At 67.9% G+C, this 21,363-nt stretch carries 22 protein-coding genes; 13 read left to right on the forward strand and 9 right to left on the reverse strand.

Annotated elements, in window-relative coordinates; all coding sequences use genetic code 11:
• Position 1: 1 nt before the first annotated feature.
• Positions 2–1,315, reverse strand: a complete 1,314-nt coding sequence (locus tag ILP86_RS08530; RefSeq protein ID WP_061017627.1) for an LLM class flavin-dependent oxidoreductase — start codon at positions 1,313–1,315, stop codon at positions 2–4.
• A complete protein-coding gene (locus tag ILP86_RS08535; protein ID WP_058630586.1) occupies positions 1,312–2,607 on the reverse strand; it encodes an O-acetylhomoserine aminocarboxypropyltransferase/cysteine synthase family protein in 1,296 nt (431 codons plus the stop codon). Before ILP86_RS08535 ends, ILP86_RS08530 begins: the two co-directional genes overlap by 4 nt.
• 205 nt (positions 2,608–2,812) lie before the next feature.
• On the opposite strand from ILP86_RS08535, the gene leuC reads away from it, so the two are divergent.
• The 6 genes from leuC (at position 2,813) to ILP86_RS08565 (ending at position 9,160) form a co-directional block, all read left to right on the forward strand.
• Complete coding sequence (gene leuC, locus ILP86_RS08540) at positions 2,813–4,255, forward strand: 3-isopropylmalate dehydratase large subunit (protein ID WP_061017628.1); 1,443 nt, start codon at positions 2,813–2,815, stop codon at positions 4,253–4,255.
• A 3-nt stretch (positions 4,256–4,258) separates the two neighbouring features.
• Positions 4,259–4,855, forward strand: a complete 597-nt coding sequence (gene leuD / locus ILP86_RS08545; RefSeq protein WP_193761778.1) for a 3-isopropylmalate dehydratase small subunit — start codon at positions 4,259–4,261, stop codon at positions 4,853–4,855.
• A gap of 65 nt (positions 4,856–4,920) precedes the next feature.
• On the forward strand, positions 4,921–6,288 hold the full coding sequence (gene murA, locus ILP86_RS08550) for a UDP-N-acetylglucosamine 1-carboxyvinyltransferase (RefSeq protein WP_046748442.1): 1,368 nt from the start codon (positions 4,921–4,923) through the stop codon (positions 6,286–6,288).
• Positions 6,285–7,049, forward strand: a complete 765-nt coding sequence (locus tag ILP86_RS08555; protein ID WP_046748443.1) for a 1-acyl-sn-glycerol-3-phosphate acyltransferase — start codon at positions 6,285–6,287, stop codon at positions 7,047–7,049. The genes murA and ILP86_RS08555 overlap by 4 nt, the downstream gene beginning before the upstream one ends.
• Positions 7,039–8,172: an NAD(P)H-dependent glycerol-3-phosphate dehydrogenase gene (locus ILP86_RS08560; protein WP_046748444.1), complete on the forward strand. Its 1,134-nt coding sequence runs from the start codon at positions 7,039–7,041 to the stop codon at positions 8,170–8,172. Before ILP86_RS08555 ends, ILP86_RS08560 begins: the two co-directional genes overlap by 11 nt.
• A complete protein-coding gene (locus ILP86_RS08565; protein ID WP_193761779.1) occupies positions 8,078–9,160 on the forward strand; it encodes a D-alanine--D-alanine ligase family protein in 1,083 nt (360 codons plus the stop codon). Before ILP86_RS08560 ends, ILP86_RS08565 begins: the two co-directional genes overlap by 95 nt.
• Positions 9,161–9,180: 20 nt before the next feature.
• Here ILP86_RS08565 and ILP86_RS08570 read toward each other — a convergent pair whose 3' ends face one another.
• Positions 9,181–9,663 (reverse strand): DUF3515 domain-containing protein, encoded by a 483-nt coding sequence (locus ILP86_RS08570; protein WP_193761780.1) that lies wholly within the window; start codon positions 9,661–9,663, stop codon positions 9,181–9,183.
• Positions 9,664–9,686: 23 nt separating this feature from the next.
• Here ILP86_RS08570 and thiL point away from each other — a divergent pair, with 23 nt between their 5' ends.
• Positions 9,687–10,682, forward strand: coding sequence for a thiamine-phosphate kinase (thiL, locus tag ILP86_RS08575; protein WP_193761781.1), 996 nt, complete (start codon positions 9,687–9,689; stop codon positions 10,680–10,682).
• On the opposite strand, the gene rsmD is transcribed toward thiL, so the two are convergent.
• Positions 10,652–11,269, reverse strand: a complete 618-nt coding sequence (gene rsmD / locus ILP86_RS08580) for a 16S rRNA (guanine(966)-N(2))-methyltransferase RsmD (protein ID WP_058630593.1) — start codon at positions 11,267–11,269, stop codon at positions 10,652–10,654. The two genes, thiL and rsmD, sit on opposite strands and share 31 nt — an antisense overlap.
• A gap of 61 nt (positions 11,270–11,330) precedes the next feature.
• Here rsmD and ILP86_RS08585 point away from each other — a divergent pair, with 61 nt between their 5' ends.
• From ILP86_RS08585 to mutM, 6 genes are all read left to right on the forward strand, one after another.
• On the forward strand, positions 11,331–13,505 hold the full coding sequence (locus ILP86_RS08585) for an ATP-dependent DNA helicase RecG (RefSeq protein ID WP_141369840.1): 2,175 nt from the start codon (positions 11,331–11,333) through the stop codon (positions 13,503–13,505).
• Positions 13,506–13,535: 30 nt separating this feature from the next.
• Positions 13,536–14,033 (forward strand): pantetheine-phosphate adenylyltransferase, encoded by a 498-nt coding sequence (gene coaD / locus ILP86_RS08590; RefSeq protein WP_046748450.1) that lies wholly within the window; start codon positions 13,536–13,538, stop codon positions 14,031–14,033.
• A 71-nt stretch (positions 14,034–14,104) separates the two neighbouring features.
• Entirely contained in the window at positions 14,105–14,653 is a 549-nt protein-coding gene (locus ILP86_RS08595; RefSeq protein ID WP_046748451.1) for a DUF177 domain-containing protein, read from the forward strand.
• Positions 14,654–14,655: 2 nt separating this feature from the next.
• Positions 14,656–14,865, forward strand: coding sequence for a 50S ribosomal protein L32 (gene rpmF, locus ILP86_RS08600; protein WP_017830754.1), 210 nt, complete (start codon positions 14,656–14,658; stop codon positions 14,863–14,865).
• Positions 14,866–14,875: 10 nt separating this feature from the next.
• A complete protein-coding gene (gene rnc, locus ILP86_RS08605) occupies positions 14,876–15,568 on the forward strand; it encodes a ribonuclease III (RefSeq protein WP_058630595.1) in 693 nt (230 codons plus the stop codon).
• Positions 15,561–16,427 (forward strand): bifunctional DNA-formamidopyrimidine glycosylase/DNA-(apurinic or apyrimidinic site) lyase, encoded by an 867-nt coding sequence (gene mutM, locus ILP86_RS08610; protein WP_061017640.1) that lies wholly within the window; start codon positions 15,561–15,563, stop codon positions 16,425–16,427. Before rnc ends, mutM begins: the two co-directional genes overlap by 8 nt.
• Positions 16,428–16,445: 18 nt before the next feature.
• On the opposite strand, the gene ILP86_RS08615 is transcribed toward mutM, so the two are convergent.
• The 5 genes from ILP86_RS08615 to ILP86_RS08635 all read right to left on the reverse strand — a co-directional run bounded on the left by ILP86_RS08615 (position 16,446) and on the right by ILP86_RS08635 (position 21,000).
• Positions 16,446–17,255, reverse strand: coding sequence for a hypothetical protein (locus tag ILP86_RS08615; protein WP_113681912.1), 810 nt, complete (start codon positions 17,253–17,255; stop codon positions 16,446–16,448).
• A 153-nt stretch (positions 17,256–17,408) separates the two neighbouring features.
• Complete coding sequence (locus ILP86_RS08620) at positions 17,409–18,731, reverse strand: permease (RefSeq protein ID WP_193761782.1); 1,323 nt, start codon at positions 18,729–18,731, stop codon at positions 17,409–17,411.
• Positions 18,728–19,423 (reverse strand): ABC transporter ATP-binding protein, encoded by a 696-nt coding sequence (locus ILP86_RS08625; protein ID WP_046748454.1) that lies wholly within the window; start codon positions 19,421–19,423, stop codon positions 18,728–18,730. Before ILP86_RS08625 ends, ILP86_RS08620 begins: the two co-directional genes overlap by 4 nt.
• Before the next feature lie 101 nt (positions 19,424–19,524).
• Positions 19,525–20,604, reverse strand: a complete 1,080-nt coding sequence (locus tag ILP86_RS08630; protein WP_193761783.1) for a GNAT family N-acetyltransferase — start codon at positions 20,602–20,604, stop codon at positions 19,525–19,527.
• Positions 20,605–20,715: 111 nt separating this feature from the next.
• Positions 20,716–21,000, reverse strand: coding sequence for a hypothetical protein (locus ILP86_RS08635; RefSeq protein WP_046748455.1), 285 nt, complete (start codon positions 20,998–21,000; stop codon positions 20,716–20,718).
• Between the last annotated feature and the right edge of the window lie 363 nt (positions 21,001–21,363).

Consider the following 21,363-nt stretch of genomic DNA (forward strand, 5'->3'; position numbering starts at 1 on the left):
GTCAGAACTGGTGGAGGTTCGCCTGCAGGCCGCCCTCCGCGTACTCGCGCCGGAGGATGCCGCGTCGACGCAGGACGGGGACGAGCTCGTCGAGCGTGCGGTGGAGGGTCACCGGATGGAAGTCGCCCCAGAGCAGCACGCCGTCGTTGCCCCATTCGCCGAGCTCCTCGATCAGATCGGCGAACTCGTGCGCGGTCCCGACGAACCCCGTACGGTCCGTGATCCTGCCGGTGCGGGCGAGGGCTGTGAGGTGAGCGCGCAACGGGGCATCCTGGTCGCGATCGCCGACCAGACGCTGGATGCTCCCACGGGAGACGTGCGCTCCGAAGATGGAGATGTCGAGTGGCTCGTCGAGGTCGAGGGAGGTCAGATCGGTCTCGAGGTCGCTCGACTGCTTGCGCGCGATCTGGACGAGGGCGGAATCGTCGGGCTGCGCCGACGCCGCGACGATCCGATCGGCCTCCTCGCTCGACGACGTGATCACGGGCTGGATGGCGAAGAGGATCTTGATGTCCTCAGGTCGCCTTCCCTTCGCGAGCGCGGCATCGTGCACCTTGGCGCGATACTCTCGCACGGATTTCTCGTGCAACGGAGCGAGCGCGAGCTGCACATCGGAGTTGGCGCCTGCGAAGCCGAGCCCGCGGCCGGAACCGCCGGGTGAGACGATCGCGGGATCCCCGTCGGTGAAGGGCACGGCGTTCAGCGGCCCGTCGAAGGCGAAGTACTCGCCGCGATGCTCGGTGGCCCGCAGCCGGCTGCCGTCCGCGAAGACACCGGTCTCACGGTCGGCGATCAAGGCGCCGTCATCCCAGCTGCGCCACAGGGCGCGGATACCGGAGAGCCATTCCTCTGCCCGGTCGTATGCCTCGTCGTGACCGAGCTGCGCCGCGTCGGAGAAGTGCCGTGCGCTGCCCGTGTCGGTGACGACGTTGAGACCCAGCCGGTGTCCGCTCAGGTGCTGCAGCGTCGCGAACTGCCGCGCCGCGGTGTACGGGAGGTAGGCCGCCGGGTTGACGGTGGGCACCACGCCGAGGTGCCTGGTGGCCTGGAAGAGGTAGGGCGCGAGGAGAAGAGGGTCGTGTTTGGGGCCGCCGAACGCATGCCGCACGCGCAGGTCGATCGTCGAGGGCGATCCCAGCGACGGCGCATCCTCGATGATGACGAGATCGAACCCCGCCTGTTCGAGCGTGCGTGCGGCGTGCTGATAGACGTCGGGGCGCGTCCAGTCGTAGTCCCAATCGAGCGCGGGGTAGCCCCACCCCTGCGGCCCGAAGCCGCGCGCGAGGAACCAGCCGAAGTGCTGTGGGCGGCTCATGCCACCGTCTCCCGCACGTGCTGCAGCACGTGGGACAGGTCGGAGATGAGATCGTCCACGTCCTCGATGCCGATCGAGAGTCGCAGAGTTCCCGGACGGACGCCGAGGACCTCGCGCTCCTCTTCGGTCCGCTGGGCATGACTCGTCGTTCCTGGGTGCAGCACCAGAGAGCGCACGTCGCCGATGTGGGTCATGTGCGTGAAGACCTGCACGTGCTCGACGAATCTTCGAGCCGCCGGAAGCCCTCCTCGCAACGTGAACGTGAAGATCGAGCCGGAGCCACCATCGAGATACCGTCGCCCGAGTTCGTGATCCGGGTGGGAGGGGAGCCCGACGTAGTCCACGCTCTCGACTTCGGCGTGCTGCTCCAGCCACTGCGCGATCTGCAGTGCATTCCGTGACTGCCTCTCCACACGCAGCCCCAGGGTCTCCACGCCCTGCCCGATCAGGAAGGCGTTGAGAGGCGAGGGGGAAGCGCCGAATCGCGGGGCCACGGACTCTCGCGCGTACCCGATCCGTGCGCGTCCGCCGTGGCGGGCGAAGACGCTGGGCGTGTCACCACGACCGGGAAGGACCAGGTGGGGTGCATTGTGGCCGGCGAGGTCTGCGTCGAAACGGCCGTCGTCGACGATCACACCGCCGAGGACGGATCCGTGCCCGGCGAGGAACTTCGAAGCGGAGTGCACCACGATGGCCGCACCATGCTCGATCGGACGCAGCAGCGCCGGCGTCGCCAGCGTGTTGTCGACGATCAGCGGGATCGCGTGCTCGTCGCCGATGTCGCTGACGCCGCGCACATCGAGAACGTCGTTGCGGGCGTTCGCGAGCGACTCCGCGAACAGTGCCCGCGTGTTCGGGCGGATCGCGGCACGCCAGGCCTCCGGGTCGGAGATGTCGTCGATGAACGTGGTCTCGATGTCGAGTCGGGCCAGGTTGTCGAGGAAGAGACCCCTCGTGCCTTCGTAGATGTGCGTGGAGGAGACGATGTGATCGCCGGCACCCGCGACGGTGAGCAGAGCCGTCGCCACGGCGGCCTGCCCGCTCGCGACCAGAACCGCGTCCGCCCCCGACTCGAGAGCGGCGAGCTGGCGCTCCACCGCGCGCACCGTGGGGTTCCCCGTTCGGGTGTACCCGAATCCGGTACCGGTGCTGAAATGATCCGCCGCGTGGTCGAAGTCGTCGAACTCGAAGCCCGCAGTGAGGTAGATCGGCGTGGCCCGAGAGGCGGCCGTCTCTCTGCTTCTCGCCGCATGGACCGCGCGGGTGGCGAAGCGGGCGGTGTCGACGGTCATGCGGTGCCTCTCGGTCGGTCGATGCGCAGCTGGTGCGGGTGTCCTCAGAGTGTCATGACGGGTCGGGGCATGTCGGAGCGGTGGTAATCTGACGTCATGCGGACCGTGCTCCTTCTTCTTAGGCGCCGCGACGAGACCTCGTTCTGAGCCCCTCCTCGTCGCGGAGTCCATCGTGGGCCGAACCGCCAGCCACAGGAGACACGCCATGACCACCACCGCCGGTGCGGATTCCGCACGCCCCAGGACACTCGCCGAGAAGGTCTGGGACGACCACCTCGTCGTGAAGGGCGAGGACGGGGAGCCCGACCTCATCTACATCGACCTCCACCTCGTGCACGAGGTCACCAGCCCGCAGGCGTTCGACGGCCTGCGCAGCGAGGGGCGTCCACTGCGGCGCCTCGACCTGACGATCGCGACCGAGGACCACAACACCCCGACGTGGGAGATCGACAAGCCGATCGCCGACCTGACCAGCCGGACGCAGATCGAGACGCTCCGACGCAACGCTGCCGAGTTCGGTGTGCGTCTGCACTCGCTCGGCGATGCGGAGCAGGGGATCGTGCACGTCGTCGGTCCTCAGCTCGGATTGACGATGCCCGGGATCACCGTGGTCTGCGGTGACTCGCACACGTCCACCCACGGCGCGTTCGGTGCGATGGCGTTCGGCATCGGCACCAGCGAGGTCGAGCACGTCATGGCGACCCAGACGCTTCCGCTCAAGCCCTTCAAGACGATGGCCATCAACGTCGAGGGCACTCTGCGTGCCGGCGTCACGGCGAAGGACATCATCCTGGCCGTGATCGCGAAGATCGGGACCGGAGGCGGTCAGGGCTACGTCCTGGAGTACCGCGGCAGTGCGATCCGAGCGCTCTCCATGGAGGGTCGCATGACGATCTGCAACATGTCGATCGAGGCCGGTGCCCGCGCCGGGATGGTGGCGCCGGACGAGACGACCTTCGCCTACCTCGAGGGCCGCCCGCACGCCCCGAAGGGCCAGGACTGGGACGATGCCGTCGCTTACTGGCGCACGCTCCCGACCGACGACGGGGCGACGTTCGACGCGGAGGTCTTCATCGACGCCGACGAGCTGGAGCCCTTCGTGACGTGGGGTACCAACCCCGGACAGGGCAGCTCGCTCTCCGCCGCGGTTCCGAATCCTGCCGAGATCGCCGACCCGAACGAGCGCGCGGCCGCCGAGCGTGCCCTGGAGTACATGGATCTGACTCCGGGTACGCCTCTCAAGGAGGTGCCGGTCGACGCGGTCTTCATGGGCTCGTGCACCAACAGTCGCATCGAGGATCTGCGCGCGTTCGCATCGATCATCCAGGGCAAGAAGAAGGCCGATGGCGTGCGCGTCATGGTGGTGCCCGGATCCGCCAGAGTGCGCCTGGAGGCCGAGGCCGAGGGCCTGGACAAGGTGATCAAGGACTTCGGTGCGGAGTGGCGCTTCGCCGGCTGTTCGATGTGCCTGGGCATGAACCCCGATCAGCTGGCCCCGGGGGAGCGCTGCGCATCGACATCGAACCGCAACTTCGAGGGTCGTCAGGGCAAGGGAGGGCGCACTCACCTCGTGTCGCCCCTCGTCGCCGCTGCGACGGCGATCCGCGGCACCCTGTCCAGCCCGAGCGACCTGACGGAAGGGTTCTGACCCATGGAGAAGTTCACCACCCACACCGGCATCGCCGCTCCGCTGAAGCGTTCGAACGTCGACACCGACCAGATCATCCCTGCGGTGTTCCTGAAGCGCGTCACGAAGACCGGCTTCGAAGACGCACTGTTCCACGGCTGGCGGCAGGACCCCGAGTTCGTGCTCAACCAGCCCTCTTTCCAGGGTGCCTCCGTGCTCGTCGCCGGTCCCGATTTCGGCACCGGTTCCAGCCGTGAGCACGCCGTGTGGGCGTTGCGCGACTTCGGCTTCAAGGTCGTGCTCAGCCCGCGTTTCGCCGACATCTTCCGCGGCAATGCGGGCAAGCAGGGCCTGCTCGCCGCGACGATCTCGGAAGAGGATCTCGAGCGGTTCTGGGCCGAGATGGACCGGAATCCCGGTGCGCAGATGACCGTCGACCTCGAGGCGCGCACCGCGTCGATCGGTGACGTCCAGGCCGAGGTCGGGATCGACGATTACACTAGATGGCGGCTCCTCGAAGGGCTCGATGACATCGGGCTCACGCTGCGCAACGAAGACAAGATCGCGCAGTTCGAGGCCCGTCGCGAGTCGTGGCGGCCCCGAACCCTTCCCGTTCAGTAGACGGTGGGGGCGGGGGAGCCAGGGGCAACCCGCCCCCGAAATCCGTAGATGAAGTGAGGCTCCGAATGACGACACCTGTGCGCGACGCTCTTCCGGACGGAGTCCCTGCACTCACCGGAGACGTCCTCGCCATTCGCGGCGGACGCCCGCTCCGGGGACGCGTCGACGTCAAGGGCGCGAAGAACCTGGCCACCAAGGCCATGGTCGCCTCGCTCCTCGGCGAGACCGTGAGCACCCTGCGCGATGTGCCGGCGATCAGCGATGTGGCCGTCGTCCGGTCGTTGCTCGAAGTGCACGGCGTCCGCGTCTCAGAGGGCGATGAGCCCGGTTCGCTCGTGTTCGACCCGAGCGATGTCGAGTCCGCGCACTTCGAGGAGATCGACGCGCACGCGGGGGCATCGCGCATCCCGATCCTGTTCTGCGGCCCGCTGCTGCACCGGCTCGGCCAGGCGTTCATCCCCGACCTCGGCGGCTGCCGCATCGGCGACCGTCCGATCGACTTCCACCTGGACGCACTGCGCAAGTTCGGCGCCATCGTCGAGAAGCTCCCCAGCGGCATCCGCCTCTCGACCGGGGGAACCCGCCTGCACGGCGCGAACATCCACCTCCCGTACCCGAGCGTCGGCGCGACCGAGCAGGTGCTGCTGACCGCAGTCCGCGCCGAAGGCGTCACCGAGCTGCGCAACGCGGCCATCGAGCCCGAGATCATGGACCTGATCGCGGTGCTGCAGAAGATGGGCGCGATCATCTCCTACGAGCCGAACCGGGTCATCGTGATCGAAGGTGTGGAGAAGCTCCGCGGCTACGACCACCGCTCGATCTTCGACCGCAACGAAGCCGCATCGTGGGCCTCCGCAGCGCTGGCCACCGACGGCGAGATCTTCGTCGGCGGCGCCAAGCAGCAGGAGATGCTGACCTTCCTCAACGTCTTCCGCAAGGCTGGCGGCTGGTTCGACATCCAGGAAGATGGCATCCTCTTCCGTCGCGACGGCGACATCAAGCCGGTCGTGATCGAGACGGATGTGCACCCCGGCTTCATGACCGACTGGCAGCAGCCGCTCGTCGTCGCACTGACCCAGGCGCACGGCCGCTCCGTCGTGCACGAGACGGTCTACGAGAACCGCATGGGCTTCACCGACGCGCTCGTGAAGATGGGTGCCGACATCGTCGTGCATCCCCGGGGTCTGCAGGACGGACCGCGCCGCGTGCCGCGTCGCGACCTCGAACAGGCCGCCGTCATCACCGGCCCCACACCGCTGCACGGTGCTGACATCGTGGTCCCCGACCTTCGCGGGGGATACAGCCACGTGATCGCAGCCCTGACGGCCACGGGCGAATCGAAGGTGTCGGGTGTCGACATCCTGAGCCGGGGGTATGAGAAGTTCCTCGCCAAGCTCGACGCGCTCGGCGCCGACTTCGACGTCATCCGGTGACCGCCGTGACGTCCCGTTCATCGGAGACGAAGCGTCCGAGCATCTTCTGGCCGCTCGCGGCGCTCGTCATCCCCCCGGTGTCGCTGATCGCGAAGATCCGGATCCGCGGGGCCGAGAAGCTGCCGCAGCAGGGTTCCTACATCCTGGCGCCCAACCACTACTCGGAGTTCGATCCGCTGATCGTCGCGGTCGCCGTGTGGCGTGCCGGTCGTGCGCCGCGGTTCATGGCCAAGGAGAGCTTGTTCAAGGTTCCCGTGCTCGGCTGGTTCCTGCACCGCACGGGCATGATCCCCGTCGCCCGGACGTCTTCTGCGGCGTCCGCGCGTCAGACGATGAAACAGTCGGAAGAGCTCGTGGAGCACGGCCGCGGCGTGATCGTCTATCCGGAAGGCACGCTGACGCGGGATCCCGACCTGTGGCCGATGCGCGGCAAGTCGGGCGCGGTGCGACTGGCACTCGCCGACGGCATCCCGCTGATCCCGATGGCACAGTGGGGCACGCAGGAGATCATGGGGCGCTACCAGAAGGGTCTGAGCCTCTGGCCGCTGCGCAAGCCCGTGACGGTGCTCATCGGCGACCCGGTCGACGTGTCCGATCTGCGAGGGCGCGCCGGGGAGCCGGCAGCCCTCAACGAAGCGACCACTCGGCTCATGAACGCGATCACGGCGCTCCTCGAGGAGATCCGCGACGAGAAGGCACCGGCCGAACGTTGGAATCCCGCAACCCACGGCCAGAAGGAGACGGGACGCCTTGACTCCTAAGAGAACCGCGCCGGTCGGTCCACGAGTCGCCGTGATCGGCGCGGGCAGCTGGGGCACGACCTTCGGGAAGATCCTCGCCGACGGCGGCGCGCAGGTGACGATGTGGGCGCGCCGAGCCGAGCTCGCGCAGGAGATCAACGAGGGCAAGCGGAACTCCCGCTACCTGCCAGGGATCAACCTTCCGCGCACCATGGCTGCGACGCATGAGCTCGCGACCGCGCTCGACGGCGTCGACCAGGTCTACCTTTCCGTGCCGAGCCAGTCGTTGCGGGAGAACCTGAAGGCGCTGCGGCCGCTGATCGCCGACAGCGACACGAAGATCATCAGCCTCATGAAGGGTGTCGAGCGCGGCACCGGGCTGCGGATGAGTCAGGTCATCCAGCAGGAGCTGCGCTGCGACCCCGATCGCGTGGCCGTGGCGTCCGGGCCGAACCTCGCGCTCGAGATCGCCCGTGAGCAGCCGACCGCAGCCGTCATCTCCTCGCGGAGCCAGGAGACGGCGGAGATCGTCGCACGCGCAGCACGGAACAGCTACTTCCGCACCTTCGTGAACACCGACGTGATCGGGACCGAGTTCGGCGGCGTCCTGAAGAACCTGATCGCGGTCGCGATCGGGATCGTCGACGGCGTGGGCTATGGCGAGAACACCAAGGCGTCGATCATCACCCGCGGACTGGTGGAGATGACCGACTTCGCCGTGGCGAACGGCGCGCATCCGGAGACTCTCCAGGGTCTCGCGGGTCTCGGCGATCTCATCGCCACATGCCAGTCCCCGTTGAGTCGCAACAACACCGCCGGGCGTCTGCTCGGACAGGGGTACAGCTTCCAGGACGTGGTGAAGCAGATGCAGCAGACCGCAGAGGGGCTCGCGTCCGTCGCGCCGATCCTCCAGCTGGCGCGCGAGGCGGAGATCGACATGCCCATCGTCGAGCAGGTGAAGATGGTGCTCGACGGCAAGATGGATCCGCGGGACATCGCACCCCACCTGACGACGGACGACGACACCCCGCAGGGTGAGAGGACCAACCATGGACAAGCAGACGGTGGTGGTGCTCTTCGGCGGGCGCTCCAGCGAGCATTCGATCAGTTCCGCAACGGCGGGGGGCGTTCTGGGGGCGATTGATCGCGACCGATACGACGTGATCCCCGTCGGGATCACTCGCGAGGGCGCTTTCGTGCTCGAGGACGACGACCCGGCGAAGTTCCCGCTGGACGCGGAGCACCTCCCGGAGGTCGTCGACAACGGCACGCGTGTCCTGTGGCCAGAGCCGGGAGGCGATCGCACACTCCGTGTGGTGCAGACCGACGGCTCCGTCGCGGGCCTCGGTGAGATCGATGTCGTGCTCCCGATCCTGCACGGACCGCACGGCGAGGACGGGACGATCCAGGGATACTTCGACACGCTCGAGGTTCCCTACGCCGGTGGTGGCGTGCTCGATTCCGCACTGTGCATGGACAAGCACTTCATGAAGATCGCCCTGGAGGCGGCCGGGATCCCGGTCGCGCCCTGGGTGACGGTGCGGCGAAAGGACTGGGACCGTGACGCCTCCGACGTGCGCACGCGGGCCGCGGGCCTCGGTCTTCCTGTGTTCGTGAAGCCCGCGCGGGCGGGCTCGAGTGTCGGCGTCTCCAAGGTCGAGAATGCCGACGAGCTCGATGCGGCGCTGGCCGTGGCGTTCGCCGAGGACGACAAGGTGCTGATCGAGACCGGCGTGAGCGGACGCGAGATCGAGGTCGCCGTGCTCGAGGGCGTCGACGGCGTCCGTGCATCGCTCCCCGGGGAGATCGTGCTGACGTCGCGGGGTTTCTACGACTTCGAGGGCAAGTACCTCGGTGGGGACGGTGTGGACGTCGTGTGTCCTGCGGACCTCACTGAGGAGGAGCGGACCGCCATCCAGGAGATCGGCGTCCAGGCCTTCGAGGCGGTGGACGGGCGCGGGCTCGCGCGTGTCGACATGTTCTTGACACCCTCCGGCGAACTCGTGGTGAACGAGCTCAACACGATGCCGGGGTTCACGCCCATCTCGATGTTCCCCAAGTGCTGGGTCGCGTCGGGTCTGAGCTACGGCGATCTCATCACCGAGCTCGTCGAAGCCGGCCTTCGCCGCTGAGCGTCCGGTTCCCCGGGGGATCAGCCCGCGGGGAACTCGACGCGATCAGTGCACTGCCCGGTGGCAGGCTGAAGCCCCGACTGGATGCTGGCCGAGATCTTGTCGACGATGGTCTGGAAGTCGATCTGCTCGCCGCGCTTGATCGTGACCTCCACCGCAGGGTCGCGCCCGAACGTGACGAGGCGCTGACGCTCCTCCTCCTGCTCGAGGACCAGCCAGTCGACTCCGCCGATGGTCGTGCACACCAGCGCGGACGGAGCAGGGGGTTCTACGCCGCAGCGCAGAACGACCGTGGGGTCTCCCCACGCACCCGTCGCCTGCGCGTCGGTGAAGACGCGATCAAGACCGCCGACGCTCTCCGGGAGCAGTACAGACACGTTCGCGCATGCGGGGTTGTTCGCATCCGCTGCGGGCTCGAGATGCACGGTGGTCGCACAGCCGGCGAGCACAGCGCTGAGTACCGCTGCTCCGGCGAGGGCAGCGAGGCGACGGGAACGGGGCATGCTTCCAGGCTACCTTTGACAGCATGCCCTCCCGACCCGACGCCGACGATCCACGCCTGGGAGATGTGCCCGAAGGGCGCATTCTCCGCGCGATACTGTCACGCACACCGGCAGCCTCGCACGCGCTCATCGGGCCGGGCGATGACGCCGCGGTGATAGCGACCCCGTCGGGCTCCGTGGTGGCGACGACCGACACGCTGGTGCACGGCCCCGACTTCCGCCTCGCCTGGTCCAGCGGATACGACCTCGGCTGGAAGTCCGCGGCGGTGAATCTCGCGGACGTCGCAGCCATGGGTGCGCGCCCGACGGCGCTCCTGGTCGCACTCGCGGTGCCGCGTGAAATGCGGCTCTCCTTCGTCGAGCGACTCGCCGACGGCTTCCGGGATGCCTGTGCCGCGCTCGCGCCGGGCTGCGCGGTCGTCGGCGGCGATCTCACGGTCTCTGACACGTTGACCGTCGCCGTCACGGCCCTGGGTGACCTGGAAGGACGCGCAGCGGTGTCGCGGAGCGGCGCACGTCCCGGTGACGTGGTCGCCGTCGCCGGGGAGCTCGGTCATGCGGCACGCGGTCTCGCCGTTCTGTTCGGGAGGTTCCGGGACGGGGAGGTGCCGGTTCCCGTCGATCCTGCCGCTCTCGCTGCGGGCGAGCGCGAAGCCGTGAACGCACAGTTGCGCCCGTCGCCGCCGATCGGTCTCGGCGCGGTGGCGGCGACGGCCGGCGCGACCGCCATGATGGACATCTCCGACGGGCTGGCACTCGATGCGCGACGGATGGCTGCCGCGTCCGGCGTGACGATCGCCCTCGACAGTGCGCTCCTCGGCGCCGATCCGGCGCGAGCTCTCGCCGGGGGAGAGGATCACGCGCTGCTCGCCACCTTTCCCGAGGCGCTCCTGCCGCCGGCGTTCCGAGCCATCGGCAGGGTGCGCGCCGCCGGCGATGAGGACCTGCTGTGCGATGAGCAGCCGGTCGACCTCAGCGGTTGGGATCCCTATCGGGACTGGGACTCGGCCGCGGGCTGACCCACGGGGCCAGGGTCCTCGTCCTCCGTCGCTGGCTCGGCCCACCACAGGGTGGTGTCGCCGTACGACTTCTCGCGGAACTGCTCCAGGTTCGCGGCGCCGAAGTCCGGAGGCGTGGACCGACGAGCTCGTTCCACCACCACCACCGCGTCCGAGGACAGCAGCGGTGCGAGCGCGACGAGGTCGGCCGTCATGGCCGCGTCGTCGAGGTCGTAGGGCGGATCGCTGAACACGAGGTCGTAGGGTCCGACGGCGCGATGCAGGAAGGCATGCGCCGTGCTCTCGTGAACGCGTCCGAGCGGGAGGCTCCCCGCCTTCGCGACGACTTCCGCGTTGCGTCGGACGATGGCTGCGGCCTGGCGACCGCGTTCCACGAATTCGACGCTCGCTGCTCCACGGCTGAGCGACTCGAGTCCGAGGGCACCCGAGCCGGCGTACAGGTCGAGGACCCGTGCACCGGCGATGGCGCTCAGGGACTCCAGTGCGCCGAACAGTGATTCGCGTACACGGTCGCTCGTGGGTCGGGTTCCCGAGCCCGGAACCTCGAGTCGGGCCCCTCTCGCGCTGCCTGCGATGATCCTCGTCACCCGTTCACGATACGACAGCTCGCGTGCCCGCCGTGTCCGTCGTGTTCCCTAGACTCGGAGCATGTCGCTCACGCTCGATTCCTCGTTGGAGGACGCCATCGGTGCGGCGTCGTCCAAGACGCTCGGTCGGGCCTTCGGCATGAAGAGCGTCGGCGACCTCCTGTCCCACTACCCTCGCCGCTACGCCGATCCGGGGGAGCTGACGCCCATCCGTGACCTCCCGCTCGGCGAGACAGTCACCATCGTGGCCGAGGTGCTCTCCTCGAGCTTCCGACGGATGCGGAACCGTCCCGGTGCGATGGTCGACGTCGTGATCGGCGACGGCATCGGACGCATGTCCCTCACGTTCTTCGCGAAGAACGTCGGCGCGGCGGAGTGGCGCTCGAAGGACCTCGCAGTCGGTCGTCGCGGCGTGTTCTCCGGCAAGGTGGGGGAGTTCAACGGCGTGACGCAGTTCGCCCACCCCGAGTACGAGCTGTTCGATGACGAGGACGCCGCCCGTCGCAGCGCCGACGCGCGCGCCACCGTGCCGATCCCCATCTACCCCGCCACGTCCGCGATCCAGACATGGCAGATCGCCCGACTCGTCGGTCGGGTTCTCGACGACCTGGCAGACGCGCCCGATCCCCTGACCGCGGAGATCAGGGAGCGCGAAGAACTGCTCACCGCGCGCGAGGCCCTGGAGCTCGTGCATCGACCGCGGACACGGAACGACATCGATCCCGCCGTGCGGACGCTGCGGATGCATGAGGCCCTCACCCTGCAGACGGCGCTCCTGCAGCAGCGCGACGCGATCCGGGCGCTGGCCGCCACGTCTCGCCCCTCGATGCCCGGCGGGTTGCTCGAACGTTTCGATGCAAGCCTCCCGTACACGCTCACCGCCGACCAGGAGACGGTGGGACGACAGATCGCCGCGGACCTCGTGGGCGCCTGGCCCATGAACCGTCTGGTCCAGGGAGAAGTCGGCTCCGGCAAGACCCTGGTCGCTCTGCGGGCGATGCTGCAGGTGGCGGAGAGCGGCGGCCAGGCCGCCTTGATCGCGCCGACGGAGGTGCTCGCGGGGCAGCACCTTCGCTCGATCACCAAGATGCTCGGTCCCGATCTCGCGCCGCTGTTGATGCCGACACTCCTGACCGGTCAGATGCCGGCGGCCGATCGCCGCAAGGCAGCCCTGCGGGTCGCCTCGGGTCAGGCACTGATCGTCGTGGGTACTCATGCGCTGCTGGGTGAGAAGACCACCTTCGCCGATCTCGGTCTGGTCGTCGTCGACGAACAGCATCGGTTCGGCGTCGAGCAGCGCGAGGCGCTGCGCGCGAAGGGATCGAGTCCGCACGCGCTGGTGCTGACCGCGACTCCGATCCCGAGGACGGTCGCGATGACCGTCTTCGGCGATCTCGACACCTCCGTGATCCGCACCATGCCGGCCGGGCGTGCCGGCATCGAGTCCTTCGTCGCCCCGCTCGCAGAGCACCCGGGGTGGTTCAACCGTGTGTGGGAGCGCGCCGCCGAGGAGATCGCCCAGGGACGGCAGGTCTTCGCGGTGTGCGCCGCGATCGACACGGCCAAGAAGACGACAGAGGCGGGGGAGCAGCAGGCACTCGCTCCGGAGGGAGCGTCAGGGCCGCGCTGGGGCGTGGTGCAGCTCGATGAGGCGTTGGCGACCCATCCGACGCTGGGCGGACTGCGGCGTGCCGTGCTCCACGGTCGTATGCCAGCGGATGAGAAGGATGCCGTGATGCAGTCGTTCGCACGCGGTGACATCGATCTGCTCCTGGCCACGACCGTGATCGAGGTGGGCGTCGACGTGCCGAACGCGTCGACGATGATCGTCCTCGACGCGGACCGGTTCGGGGTCTCTCAACTGCATCAGCTCCGCGGCCGGGTCGGTCGAGGCGGCGTGCCAGGGCTCTGCCTGCTCGTGACCGAGGCCGAGGCGGGCACGCTGGCCCGTGAGCGCGTCGATGCGGTGGCGGCGACTCTCGACGGGTTCGCCCTGGCGGAGGTCGATCTCGAGCTGCGCGGCGAAGGCGACGTGCTGGGCGCCGCCCAGGCGGGCGTTCGCTCCTCTCTGAAGCTGCTCAGGGTGGTGAAGGACGCAGGGCTGATCACCCGTGCACGCGAGGTCGCGGAAGGTATCCTCGCCGCCGACCCGCAGCTGGCTGATCACCCGGGTCTCCGCGAGGCCATCGGGCGTCGGGTGAGCGACGAGGATCGGGCGGCGCTGGCGAAGAACTGACGGGGAACCGGCGTGCCCTAGGCTGGAACCATGAGCAGCCGGATCGCCGTCGTCCCGGGTTCCTTCGATCCGCCTACGCTGGGTCACCTCGATGTGATCCGGCGCGCCGCGGCCCTCTACGACGAGCTGCACGTGCTGGTCGTGCACAATCCGGGCAAAGAGGCGATGCTCCCCATCGCGCAGCGGCTCTCGTTGCTGGAGAGGTCGATCGCCGACGACGGCATGCAGGGCGAGATCGTGATCGGTTCGTGGAGCATGGGGCTCTTGGTCGACTACGCCCGTGACGTCAACGCGGGAGTGCTCGTGAAGGGCATCCGCTCGCAGATCGATGTCGCGTATGAGTCACCGATGGCGATCGTCAACAGACACCTCGCCGGCATCGAGACGGTTTTCCTCCTTCCCGACCCCTCGCACGCCATGGTCTCGAGTTCCCTCGTCCGCCAGGTCGCGTCTCTCGGTGGCGATGTGAGTCCCTTCGTTCCGCCCGCGGTCGCTGCATTCCTGGACACGGGATCCCGAGGGATCTGAACCTCTCGCCTGGACGCGGATTCAGGACGACAGCGTGCAGCGGCCGGTAGCATGGGAGTGTGCGCTCTCGAATGAACGGCCCTTTCGTGCTCCCCGTCCGTGACATCGTCCGGCGTCCGGGGGAGATGCGGGAACACGAGTTCACCGTCGCCCTCGCCGAGTCATGGGGTGAGGGGATCGTGTCGTACGAGGCCGGCTCCGAGCTCGATCTCGATGTCCGCCTCGAGTCGGTGCACGAGGGCATCCTCGTGTCGGGAATCGCCGAGGCCGAGTACGCCGGCGTGTGCGGAAGATGCCTGATGGACATCACTCGGCCCGTCGAAGTCGAGTTCCAGGAGCTTTTCGCGTATCCTGGTGAGGAAGAAACTGACTTCGAGGTTCAAGACGACCACGTGGATCTTGAAACTCTCGTCAGGGATGCGGCCGTACTGGCACTTCCTTTTCAGCCGGTGTGTCAGCCGGATTGCCCGGGTCTCGACCCGAAAACGGGTGAACGACTGACCGTGAGCACCGGAACGGAGCAGGCCGCTCCCATCGATCCTCGGTGGAGTGCGCTCCAGAACATCACAGACCAAGACGGCACGGAAGAATCTCGTGCCGCCGAGAAAGAAGAGAGCTAGTCATGGCTGGTAACCCCCCGAAGCGCAAGGTATCCCGTTCGAACACCCGCTCGCGTCGCGCGCAGTGGAAGGCGGCGCCCGTCGCGCTCGTCAAGACCATCGAGAACGGCCAGGTCGTCTACAGCCGTCCTCACCAGGCCAAGGTCGTCACCGACTCGCAGGGCACCGAGCTCTTCCTGGAGTACAAGGGCCGCAAGGTCGCCGACGTCTGAGTCGCGTACCGTGACGGAGGTCCCCGGGGGGACGAGACCTCTCCCAGAAAAGCTCCGCGTCGATATCGACGCGGAGCTTCTGGAGTTGGCCCTCACCCACCGCTCCTACGCGTACGAGCACGGCGGCATCCCGCACAACGAGCGGCTCGAGTTCCTCGGTGACTCGGTGCTCGGGCAGGCGGTGACCGTCATGCTCTTCACCACGCATCCTGATCTCGACGAGGGCGAGCTGGCGAAGCGACGAGCCAGCGTCGTGTCGACCGTCGCCCTCGCCGAGGTGGCTCGGGGCATCGACCTCGGCAGCCATCTGCTGCTCGGCCGTGGCGAGGAGCAGACCGGCGGTCGGGACAAGGACTCCATCCTGGCCGACACCATGGAAGCCGTCATCGGCGCGACCTACCTCTCGGCAGGTCCTGACGCTGCCACGGAACTGGTGCTCCGACTGACGGAGCCCCTGCTGGCTGACCCGGAGCGCTACGGTGCGGCCATGGATCCGAAGACCAGCCTGCAGGAGCTCGCCGCCCGGCTCGGCGCCACCCCGCCTCGCTACTCGGTCGAGGCGAGCGGACCAGACCACGACCGTCGTTTCCTGGCCACGGTCAGCGTGGGCGACGTGAGCATGACGGGTGTCGGCAGCAGCAAGAAGACCGCCGAGATGGCAGCAGCCCTCAGCGTGTGGCGTACCCTCAGCGAGCGTGCCTGAACTTCCCGAAGTCGAGGTCGTCCGCGCAGGCCTCGCACCGGCCGTGATCGGATCGACCATCACCGCGGTGAGCGTGTTCGATGAGCGCGCCCTCACTCGTCACGTGGCCGGTGCCGCTGACTTCGTCGCTCGCCTCGAGGGACGCATGTTCACCGACGCATCGCGCCGCGGGAAGTTCCTGTGGCTGCCGCTCGATGACGAGGATTCTGCGCTGATCGGGCATCTCGGAATGAGCGGTCAGATGCTGTTGCGCGCGCCCGACGCGGGGGCCGAACGACATGAGCGGGTGCGGATCGGAATCGAGCATCCCCGGCACGGCGAGCTCGCGATCGTCTTCGCCGATCAGCGGACCTTCGGATCCCTCGCCGTCGACGCGCTGATCGACGACGGCGGATCGCGGATCCCGACTCAGGTGGCGCACATCGCTCGTGACCCCCTGGATCCGGCATTCGACGACCGTGGCTTTCGAGCAGCTCTGGGGCGACGGGGGAGTGCGATCAAGCGTGTTCTCCTCGATCAGGGTGTCGTGAGCGGGATCGGCAACATCTACGCAGACGAGTCGCTGTGGGCAGCGCGGATACACCCCGAAACGCCGGCCGATCGTCTGTCGACGCAGGCCGTCCGCAGGCTGCTCGCCGAGGTCCGGCTCGTGCTCGCGAAAGCCCTCGCCGAGGGCGGAACCAGCTTCGATGCGCAGTACGTCAACGTCAACGGCCAAGCCGGCTATTTCGCGCACTCGCTCAACGCCTACGGGCAGCAGGGCAAGCCCTGCCCGCGGTGCGGAACGCCCATCGTGCGCGAGAGCTTCATGAACCGCGGCTCTCACTTCTGCCCGCGCTGCCAGCGGCTGCCGAGATAGCGCGGATCGAGAGGCTCATCAGGAATAGCAGCTGAGTGGCGTGATCACAGAATCGTTATCAGCGCCCATGAGCGGGGCGCCTGCCCAAAGCGGCTCGCCCGCATGGGCGACCTGGACGTCGCGGAACTCCCAGAAGGTGTCCGGGACCCACACGAGAGTCGTCGGATCGTCCACGTTCACCGGTATGGGTGACTCGCGTTCTCCGTAGTTCGCCGAGGCCTGATCCACCATGCCCACCACTCCGTGATCCACGACGCCGCCCCGTGACGATGTCGAGTACAGCCCGCCTGAAGGGGCGATGATGTACGTGTAGGCGTCGACGAACTCGGGCCAGTCCCAGCTCTTCCGTGGTTCGACCCAGGTGAGCTCCCGGATCGGCTCGGGCCATCGCGTGACTTCGGCGACCGGTACGGAGACGCTGCTGCAGGCCGGAATCCCCTCCAGGTCGAAGCGAATCGCATCGAACCGATCCCAACCCTCGGTGCTTCCCACGAGCCAGGTCGTCGTGGACATGATCGCGCTGCGGGACCGGTTCTCCAGGACGAACATGCCTTCCTCGACCGACACCGTCACAGCACCGACCGTCGCCCAATCGGATGTGCGCTGAAGCGCTTGAGTCTGTGCTTGGGCTGACTCTGCCTGAGCGTAGAGGGGGGCGAGCTGAGCCATTGAGAAGAACAGCGTTCCTAGAGCAGCGAGGGCGCTGCCGATCGCGGTCACGCCGCCGACCCACACCCATGTACGCGACCTCTTGATGCTCGAGACTTCCGCGACCAGGCCAGCTACTTGTTGCTGCAGCGCGTGGTTCTTGCCTGCTTCGTGCTTCATGGCCGACGCAAGAGTCGCTACTTTCTGTTCGAATCTCGCTTGTGCTCGGCGTCGACCTCTGAACGTCATCCCCCACGGATATCACAGCCCGCGGCGACAGTTCTCGCCACACCCCGGCATGCTCACCGAAACCCCATAGAGGCGGCACGGTGTTCACGTAGCCACGAAGGAGCGCTGCAGGAGTGGACGGGTCGCCCACGTCGTCGCCCAGACGACACCGATCCCGACCGACACCACGAGCGCGATGGTCAGCAGCGACTCGGGCGCCGTGATCAGCGCGATTCCGACCAACGGGAACACGAGGATCGCGGCCACGAGCGCGGAGCCGATCGCGGTCACCAGCAGCGGTGACATGATCGCCCGCCGTCGCGCCCTGTCCACGGTCTCGAGAGGCATACCGAGGTGATGCAGACTGCGGTGCAGCTCGCGCTGGTCGAGGACGTCTGAGGCCTGGTTGACCCCGACCGATGCCGCGACCATCAGGAAGGAGCCGATGAGCGTGATGATGAGACCGGTCCGGATGTCATCGGCGAGCGCGATGTCGGCGGCAGCGGCATCGGAGGTGCTCATCATGCTCAAGAGCGCGACTCCTGTACCGGCGAAGACGGCCATGAAGCTCGCCATGGCGATACCACCGACCTGCCGCCAGGCCGCTTTCGGCGAGTCCAGCACGATGCGGGCTGCGAGCAGTCGCTCCGGTCGCTCGGCTCGACGGAGCTGCCCTGAGGCGACCACCTTGAGCACCCACGGCCCGACGAGGTTCAGCACTGCCAGCACGGCGCCGAAGAGGCCGGCGAGTACGACGATCGTGAGGACGAGTCCGCCCACGGAAGGGAAGACCTTGATCAGCACGAACGCGACGGCGATCGCACAGACGGCGAACACCGCCCGGATCCAGTGCACCTTGGGAACATCGGTGCGTGTGCGCACGCCGAGCGGTGAGATGACGACACGACGCAGACCGATGATCGCACTCGTCGACGCGAGGGCGAGCACGGCCGCCACCACGAGGGCCGTCTGCGCCGGCGGGAGGACGACGGCACCGAATCCGAGGGCTTCGCCGCGGAACGGGATGAGTCCGATGAGGGGGCTGAGGGCGACGTGCGCGACGACACCGACCAGGGCACCGGCCGCGGCGACGAGCACGGATTCCGCCACGGTGGCGACGGTCACGCCCGCCGGCGACACACCGAGCAGACGGAGCGTGGAGAGTCGTTCGTCGCGTCGACGCGCGGAGAGTCGTGCTGCCGCTCCGCCGACGGACATCAGCGGGACGACCAGCAGCACGAGGGCGATGGCCGCAAGGGCTTGATACAGAGGAGCGAACTCGTCGGTCCATCCCCAGAACGACTGCGCCCCGCCGATGACGGTGAGAACCAGCGTCGTGACCACGGCGAAGGCGACGACCGGCAGAGCGATAACGCTGCCCTGACCGGGAGCGGGGCGAAGCAGGAGGGCGAGCACATTGCGGTTCATGCGGTCACCGCCGACGAGATGATCCGTCCGTCGCGCACTGCGATCGTTCGCGTGCACCGAGCGGCGACCTCGGCGTCATGGGTGACGACGACGAGGGTGCGGCCCTGTCCGGTCGTGGACCACAGGAGCGCGTCCATGACCTCCGAGGACGTGGTGGAGTCCAGCGCTCCGGTGGGCTCGTCCGCGAAGACGACCTCCGCGCCGGTGGCTTGGGCGCGTGCGATGGCGACGCGCTGTGCCTGCCCACCCGACAGCTCGCCGATCCGGCGGTCCTCCATCCCGGCGAGTCCGAGAGCCGCCAGCCAGGATGCCGCGTGCTGCACGGCGTCCTGACGTCGGATGCCGTTGATCATCGAGGCGAGGGCCACGTTCTCCACCGCGGTCAGCTCGGGGATGAGAAGGCCCTGCTGAAAGACGAACCCGAACTTCTCGCGTCGCAGTCGTGAACGCGCTGACTCTCCGAGCGCGGTGACCTCGATAGCGGATCCCTCGGCGGGGCGGAAGACGACTCCGCCCGCGTCAGGTGCGGTGATCCCCGCCAAGACGTGGAGGAGAGTGGTCTTCCCGGAACCGGAGGCTCCCATGATGGCGACGGACTCACCGCGATGGATGGCGAGGTCGACGCCGGCGAGGGCGCGTGTCGACCCGAAGTTCTTGCTGAGGGCGTGGGCTTCGATCACGGGGATGTTCATGATTCCAGCCTCGCCGTCCCGCCCGGCTCGGTCGTCGCCCGGGCGGATGACGGTGCGGGCTCGACGTCATCCCGGAGAATGAGATCGGGCCCGCACCCTCGTCAGAGCTTCTTCTGCCATGCCCCGGCGTAGGAGACCGGCACGAAGCCGATGGCCTCGTTGATGTTCAGCATCGGCCGGTTCTCCTCGGCGTTGAAAGTGGAGACGACGGTCGACTCCGGCATCAGCTCCCGCCAGCGGAGCAGATTGGCGCATTTGACGATGGTTCCCAGACGATGGCCACGGTGGTCCTTGCTCACCAGCGTTCCGAACTGGTGCGTCACACCCGTGCGATCGGCGGCGATGAGGAGTTCGTTGTACGCGACGATGGTCCCGGACGGGACATGACGCACTGCCGCCACGGAGACAGCCTGCCCGGCGCCGAGCAGTCGCGCCTCACGCCGCACCACCCGCTCGGCGTCCCAGACCTCTTCGACGAAGTCCATGTCGCCGCTGGGTGCGTCCGTGGACAGCCGCGCGAGCACAGCGGCGAACCCTGCCCTCAGCTCCGGCGGCGTGGGCATGTCCCATTCGAGCAGCGCGTAGTCTTCGCCAGCCAGAGCGATCGCGTCGCTCAGGGCCGCGCGAAGCAGTTCCGGGTCGTCTCGGAGGTCGTACTCACTGTTGCGCTCCACCTGTTCGAGGACGAAACCGCGTGCCTCCACGAGGTCGGAGAGCGGCGTCGCCGGTACGCGCCCCCAGCCCGTGCGGGGAATCAGCATCCGTTCGCTCTCCTCGGGACGGTGCAGACTCCAGATCTGCAGGACACTCCGACCGTGCGCGCGCGCTTCCGCCTCCGCTGTGTCGAGGAGCGCCTCTTCGACGCCACGGCCCCAGTGGGCCGACGGAACCAGCAGGTCGATCTCCGCGGCGTGAGCATCGGCTTCCTGCGCGAAGGAGATCGTCACCATGCCGACGATGCCGCCATCGATCCGGGCGACGAAGCCCACGTCGAGTGCGTCCGTGTCATCCTGCCAGTTCGGCAGCATCTGAGCGGCGTCAGGCGCGAGGTCGGGGAGACCCACCTGCTCATCGCAGACGCGCCTGTTGAGCTCGCCGAAGGCGAGGAACTCGGCGGCATCCTCGCTCTGGAGGCTGGCCGGGACGACCAGCGGCGTGATCGTCATCTCCATGGTCTTCATGTCGGTTCTTTCGTGCGGGGTGTGTGGAGGGGATTGTGATGGGACGGCGCCCGCTCGCGGGTGAGGCGAGCGGGCGCCGTCGCGGAGATGCTCGTCATGGACTCGACGGCCTCAGCGCATGCCGCGCTGCATGTCGTACGTGAGCAGGGCGTACGACTCGGCGGCGGAGCGATGACGCTGCTCGCCGAGGAGGAACAGGTCGGCCGGATCGATGCGCAGGCCGCGACGGGCGTGCCGCGGACGCTGTGCCCTCTGGAAGAGCCAGAGGCCGATCCTGAGGGAGAGACGATCTGCCATCGAAAGGCGACGCAGTTCATCGGGGCGGGGAATCTGGAGGACCTCGTGGTCCTCGATATCGGGCGGGTGGATATCGCTGCGGTGCAACGTGGTGTTCACGGTGGTTCCTTCGGAAGTGATGGTGATGATGGGTGCGGAAGCACCGCACGTCGGCTGCGGATGCAGCTGCGAACGGTGCGGGAGAGCAGGCGTCGACGGAGGCCGAAGAGGTGGCCAGCGGATGCGGGATGTGCCGAGATCTGCGGGGCAGATCTGCGGAGGGGGCGCGAGAGAAACGGCCGGACTGGACCTACGGGAGGTCTGGAGAGTCGGGTTGCGGTTCTACGAGAGAGCGCTCATGCGGACGCCGGCGGTTACCGAGAACGCAGGGCGCGGCGCAAAGTGCGCGGGCGCGGCGAGGCCAGTGGCCTGTGCGTTGAGCTGAGTCGTAATCATCGGTAACCTCCTTTCGTGTGGCGATCC

Origin of the sequence: Microbacterium sp. R1, assembly GCF_015159725.1 — a bacterium.
GTDB classification, from domain to species: domain Bacteria; phylum Actinomycetota; class Actinomycetes; order Actinomycetales; family Microbacteriaceae; genus Microbacterium; species Microbacterium oxydans.

Bases quoted from the DNA above. Each gene is read 5' to 3' on its own strand.
- thiL (WP_193761781.1), top strand. From the start codon at position 9,687: ATGCCCTCCCGACCCGACGCCGACGATCCACGCCTGGGAGATGTGCCC.
- ILP86_RS08620 (WP_193761782.1), bottom strand. From the start codon at position 18,731: ATGAACCGCAATGTGCTCGCCCTCCTGCTTCGCCCCGCTCCCGGTCAG.
- coaD (WP_046748450.1), top strand. From the start codon at position 13,536: ATGAGCAGCCGGATCGCCGTCGTCCCGGGTTCCTTCGATCCGCCTACG.
- ILP86_RS08535 (WP_058630586.1), bottom strand. From the start codon at position 2,607: ATGACCGTCGACACCGCCCGCTTCGCCACCCGCGCGGTCCATGCGGCG.
- ILP86_RS08615 (WP_113681912.1), bottom strand. From the start codon at position 17,255: ATGAAGCACGAAGCAGGCAAGAACCACGCGCTGCAGCAACAAGTAGCT.
- murA (WP_046748442.1), top strand. From the start codon at position 4,921: ATGACGACACCTGTGCGCGACGCTCTTCCGGACGGAGTCCCTGCACTC.
- leuC (WP_061017628.1), top strand. From the start codon at position 2,813: ATGACCACCACCGCCGGTGCGGATTCCGCACGCCCCAGGACACTCGCC.
- ILP86_RS08625 (WP_046748454.1), bottom strand. From the start codon at position 19,423: ATGAACATCCCCGTGATCGAAGCCCACGCCCTCAGCAAGAACTTCGGG.
- ILP86_RS08570 (WP_193761780.1), bottom strand. From the start codon at position 9,663: ATGCCCCGTTCCCGTCGCCTCGCTGCCCTCGCCGGAGCAGCGGTACTC.
- ILP86_RS08630 (WP_193761783.1), bottom strand. From the start codon at position 20,604: ATGAAGACCATGGAGATGACGATCACGCCGCTGGTCGTCCCGGCCAGC.
- leuD (WP_193761778.1), top strand. From the start codon at position 4,259: ATGGAGAAGTTCACCACCCACACCGGCATCGCCGCTCCGCTGAAGCGT.
- ILP86_RS08595 (WP_046748451.1), top strand. From the start codon at position 14,105: ATGAACGGCCCTTTCGTGCTCCCCGTCCGTGACATCGTCCGGCGTCCG.
- ILP86_RS08565 (WP_193761779.1), top strand. From the start codon at position 8,078: ATGGACAAGCAGACGGTGGTGGTGCTCTTCGGCGGGCGCTCCAGCGAG.
- ILP86_RS08530 (WP_061017627.1), bottom strand. From the start codon at position 1,315: ATGAGCCGCCCACAGCACTTCGGCTGGTTCCTCGCGCGCGGCTTCGGG.
- ILP86_RS08585 (WP_141369840.1), top strand. From the start codon at position 11,331: ATGTCGCTCACGCTCGATTCCTCGTTGGAGGACGCCATCGGTGCGGCG.
- rpmF (WP_017830754.1), top strand. From the start codon at position 14,656: ATGGCTGGTAACCCCCCGAAGCGCAAGGTATCCCGTTCGAACACCCGC.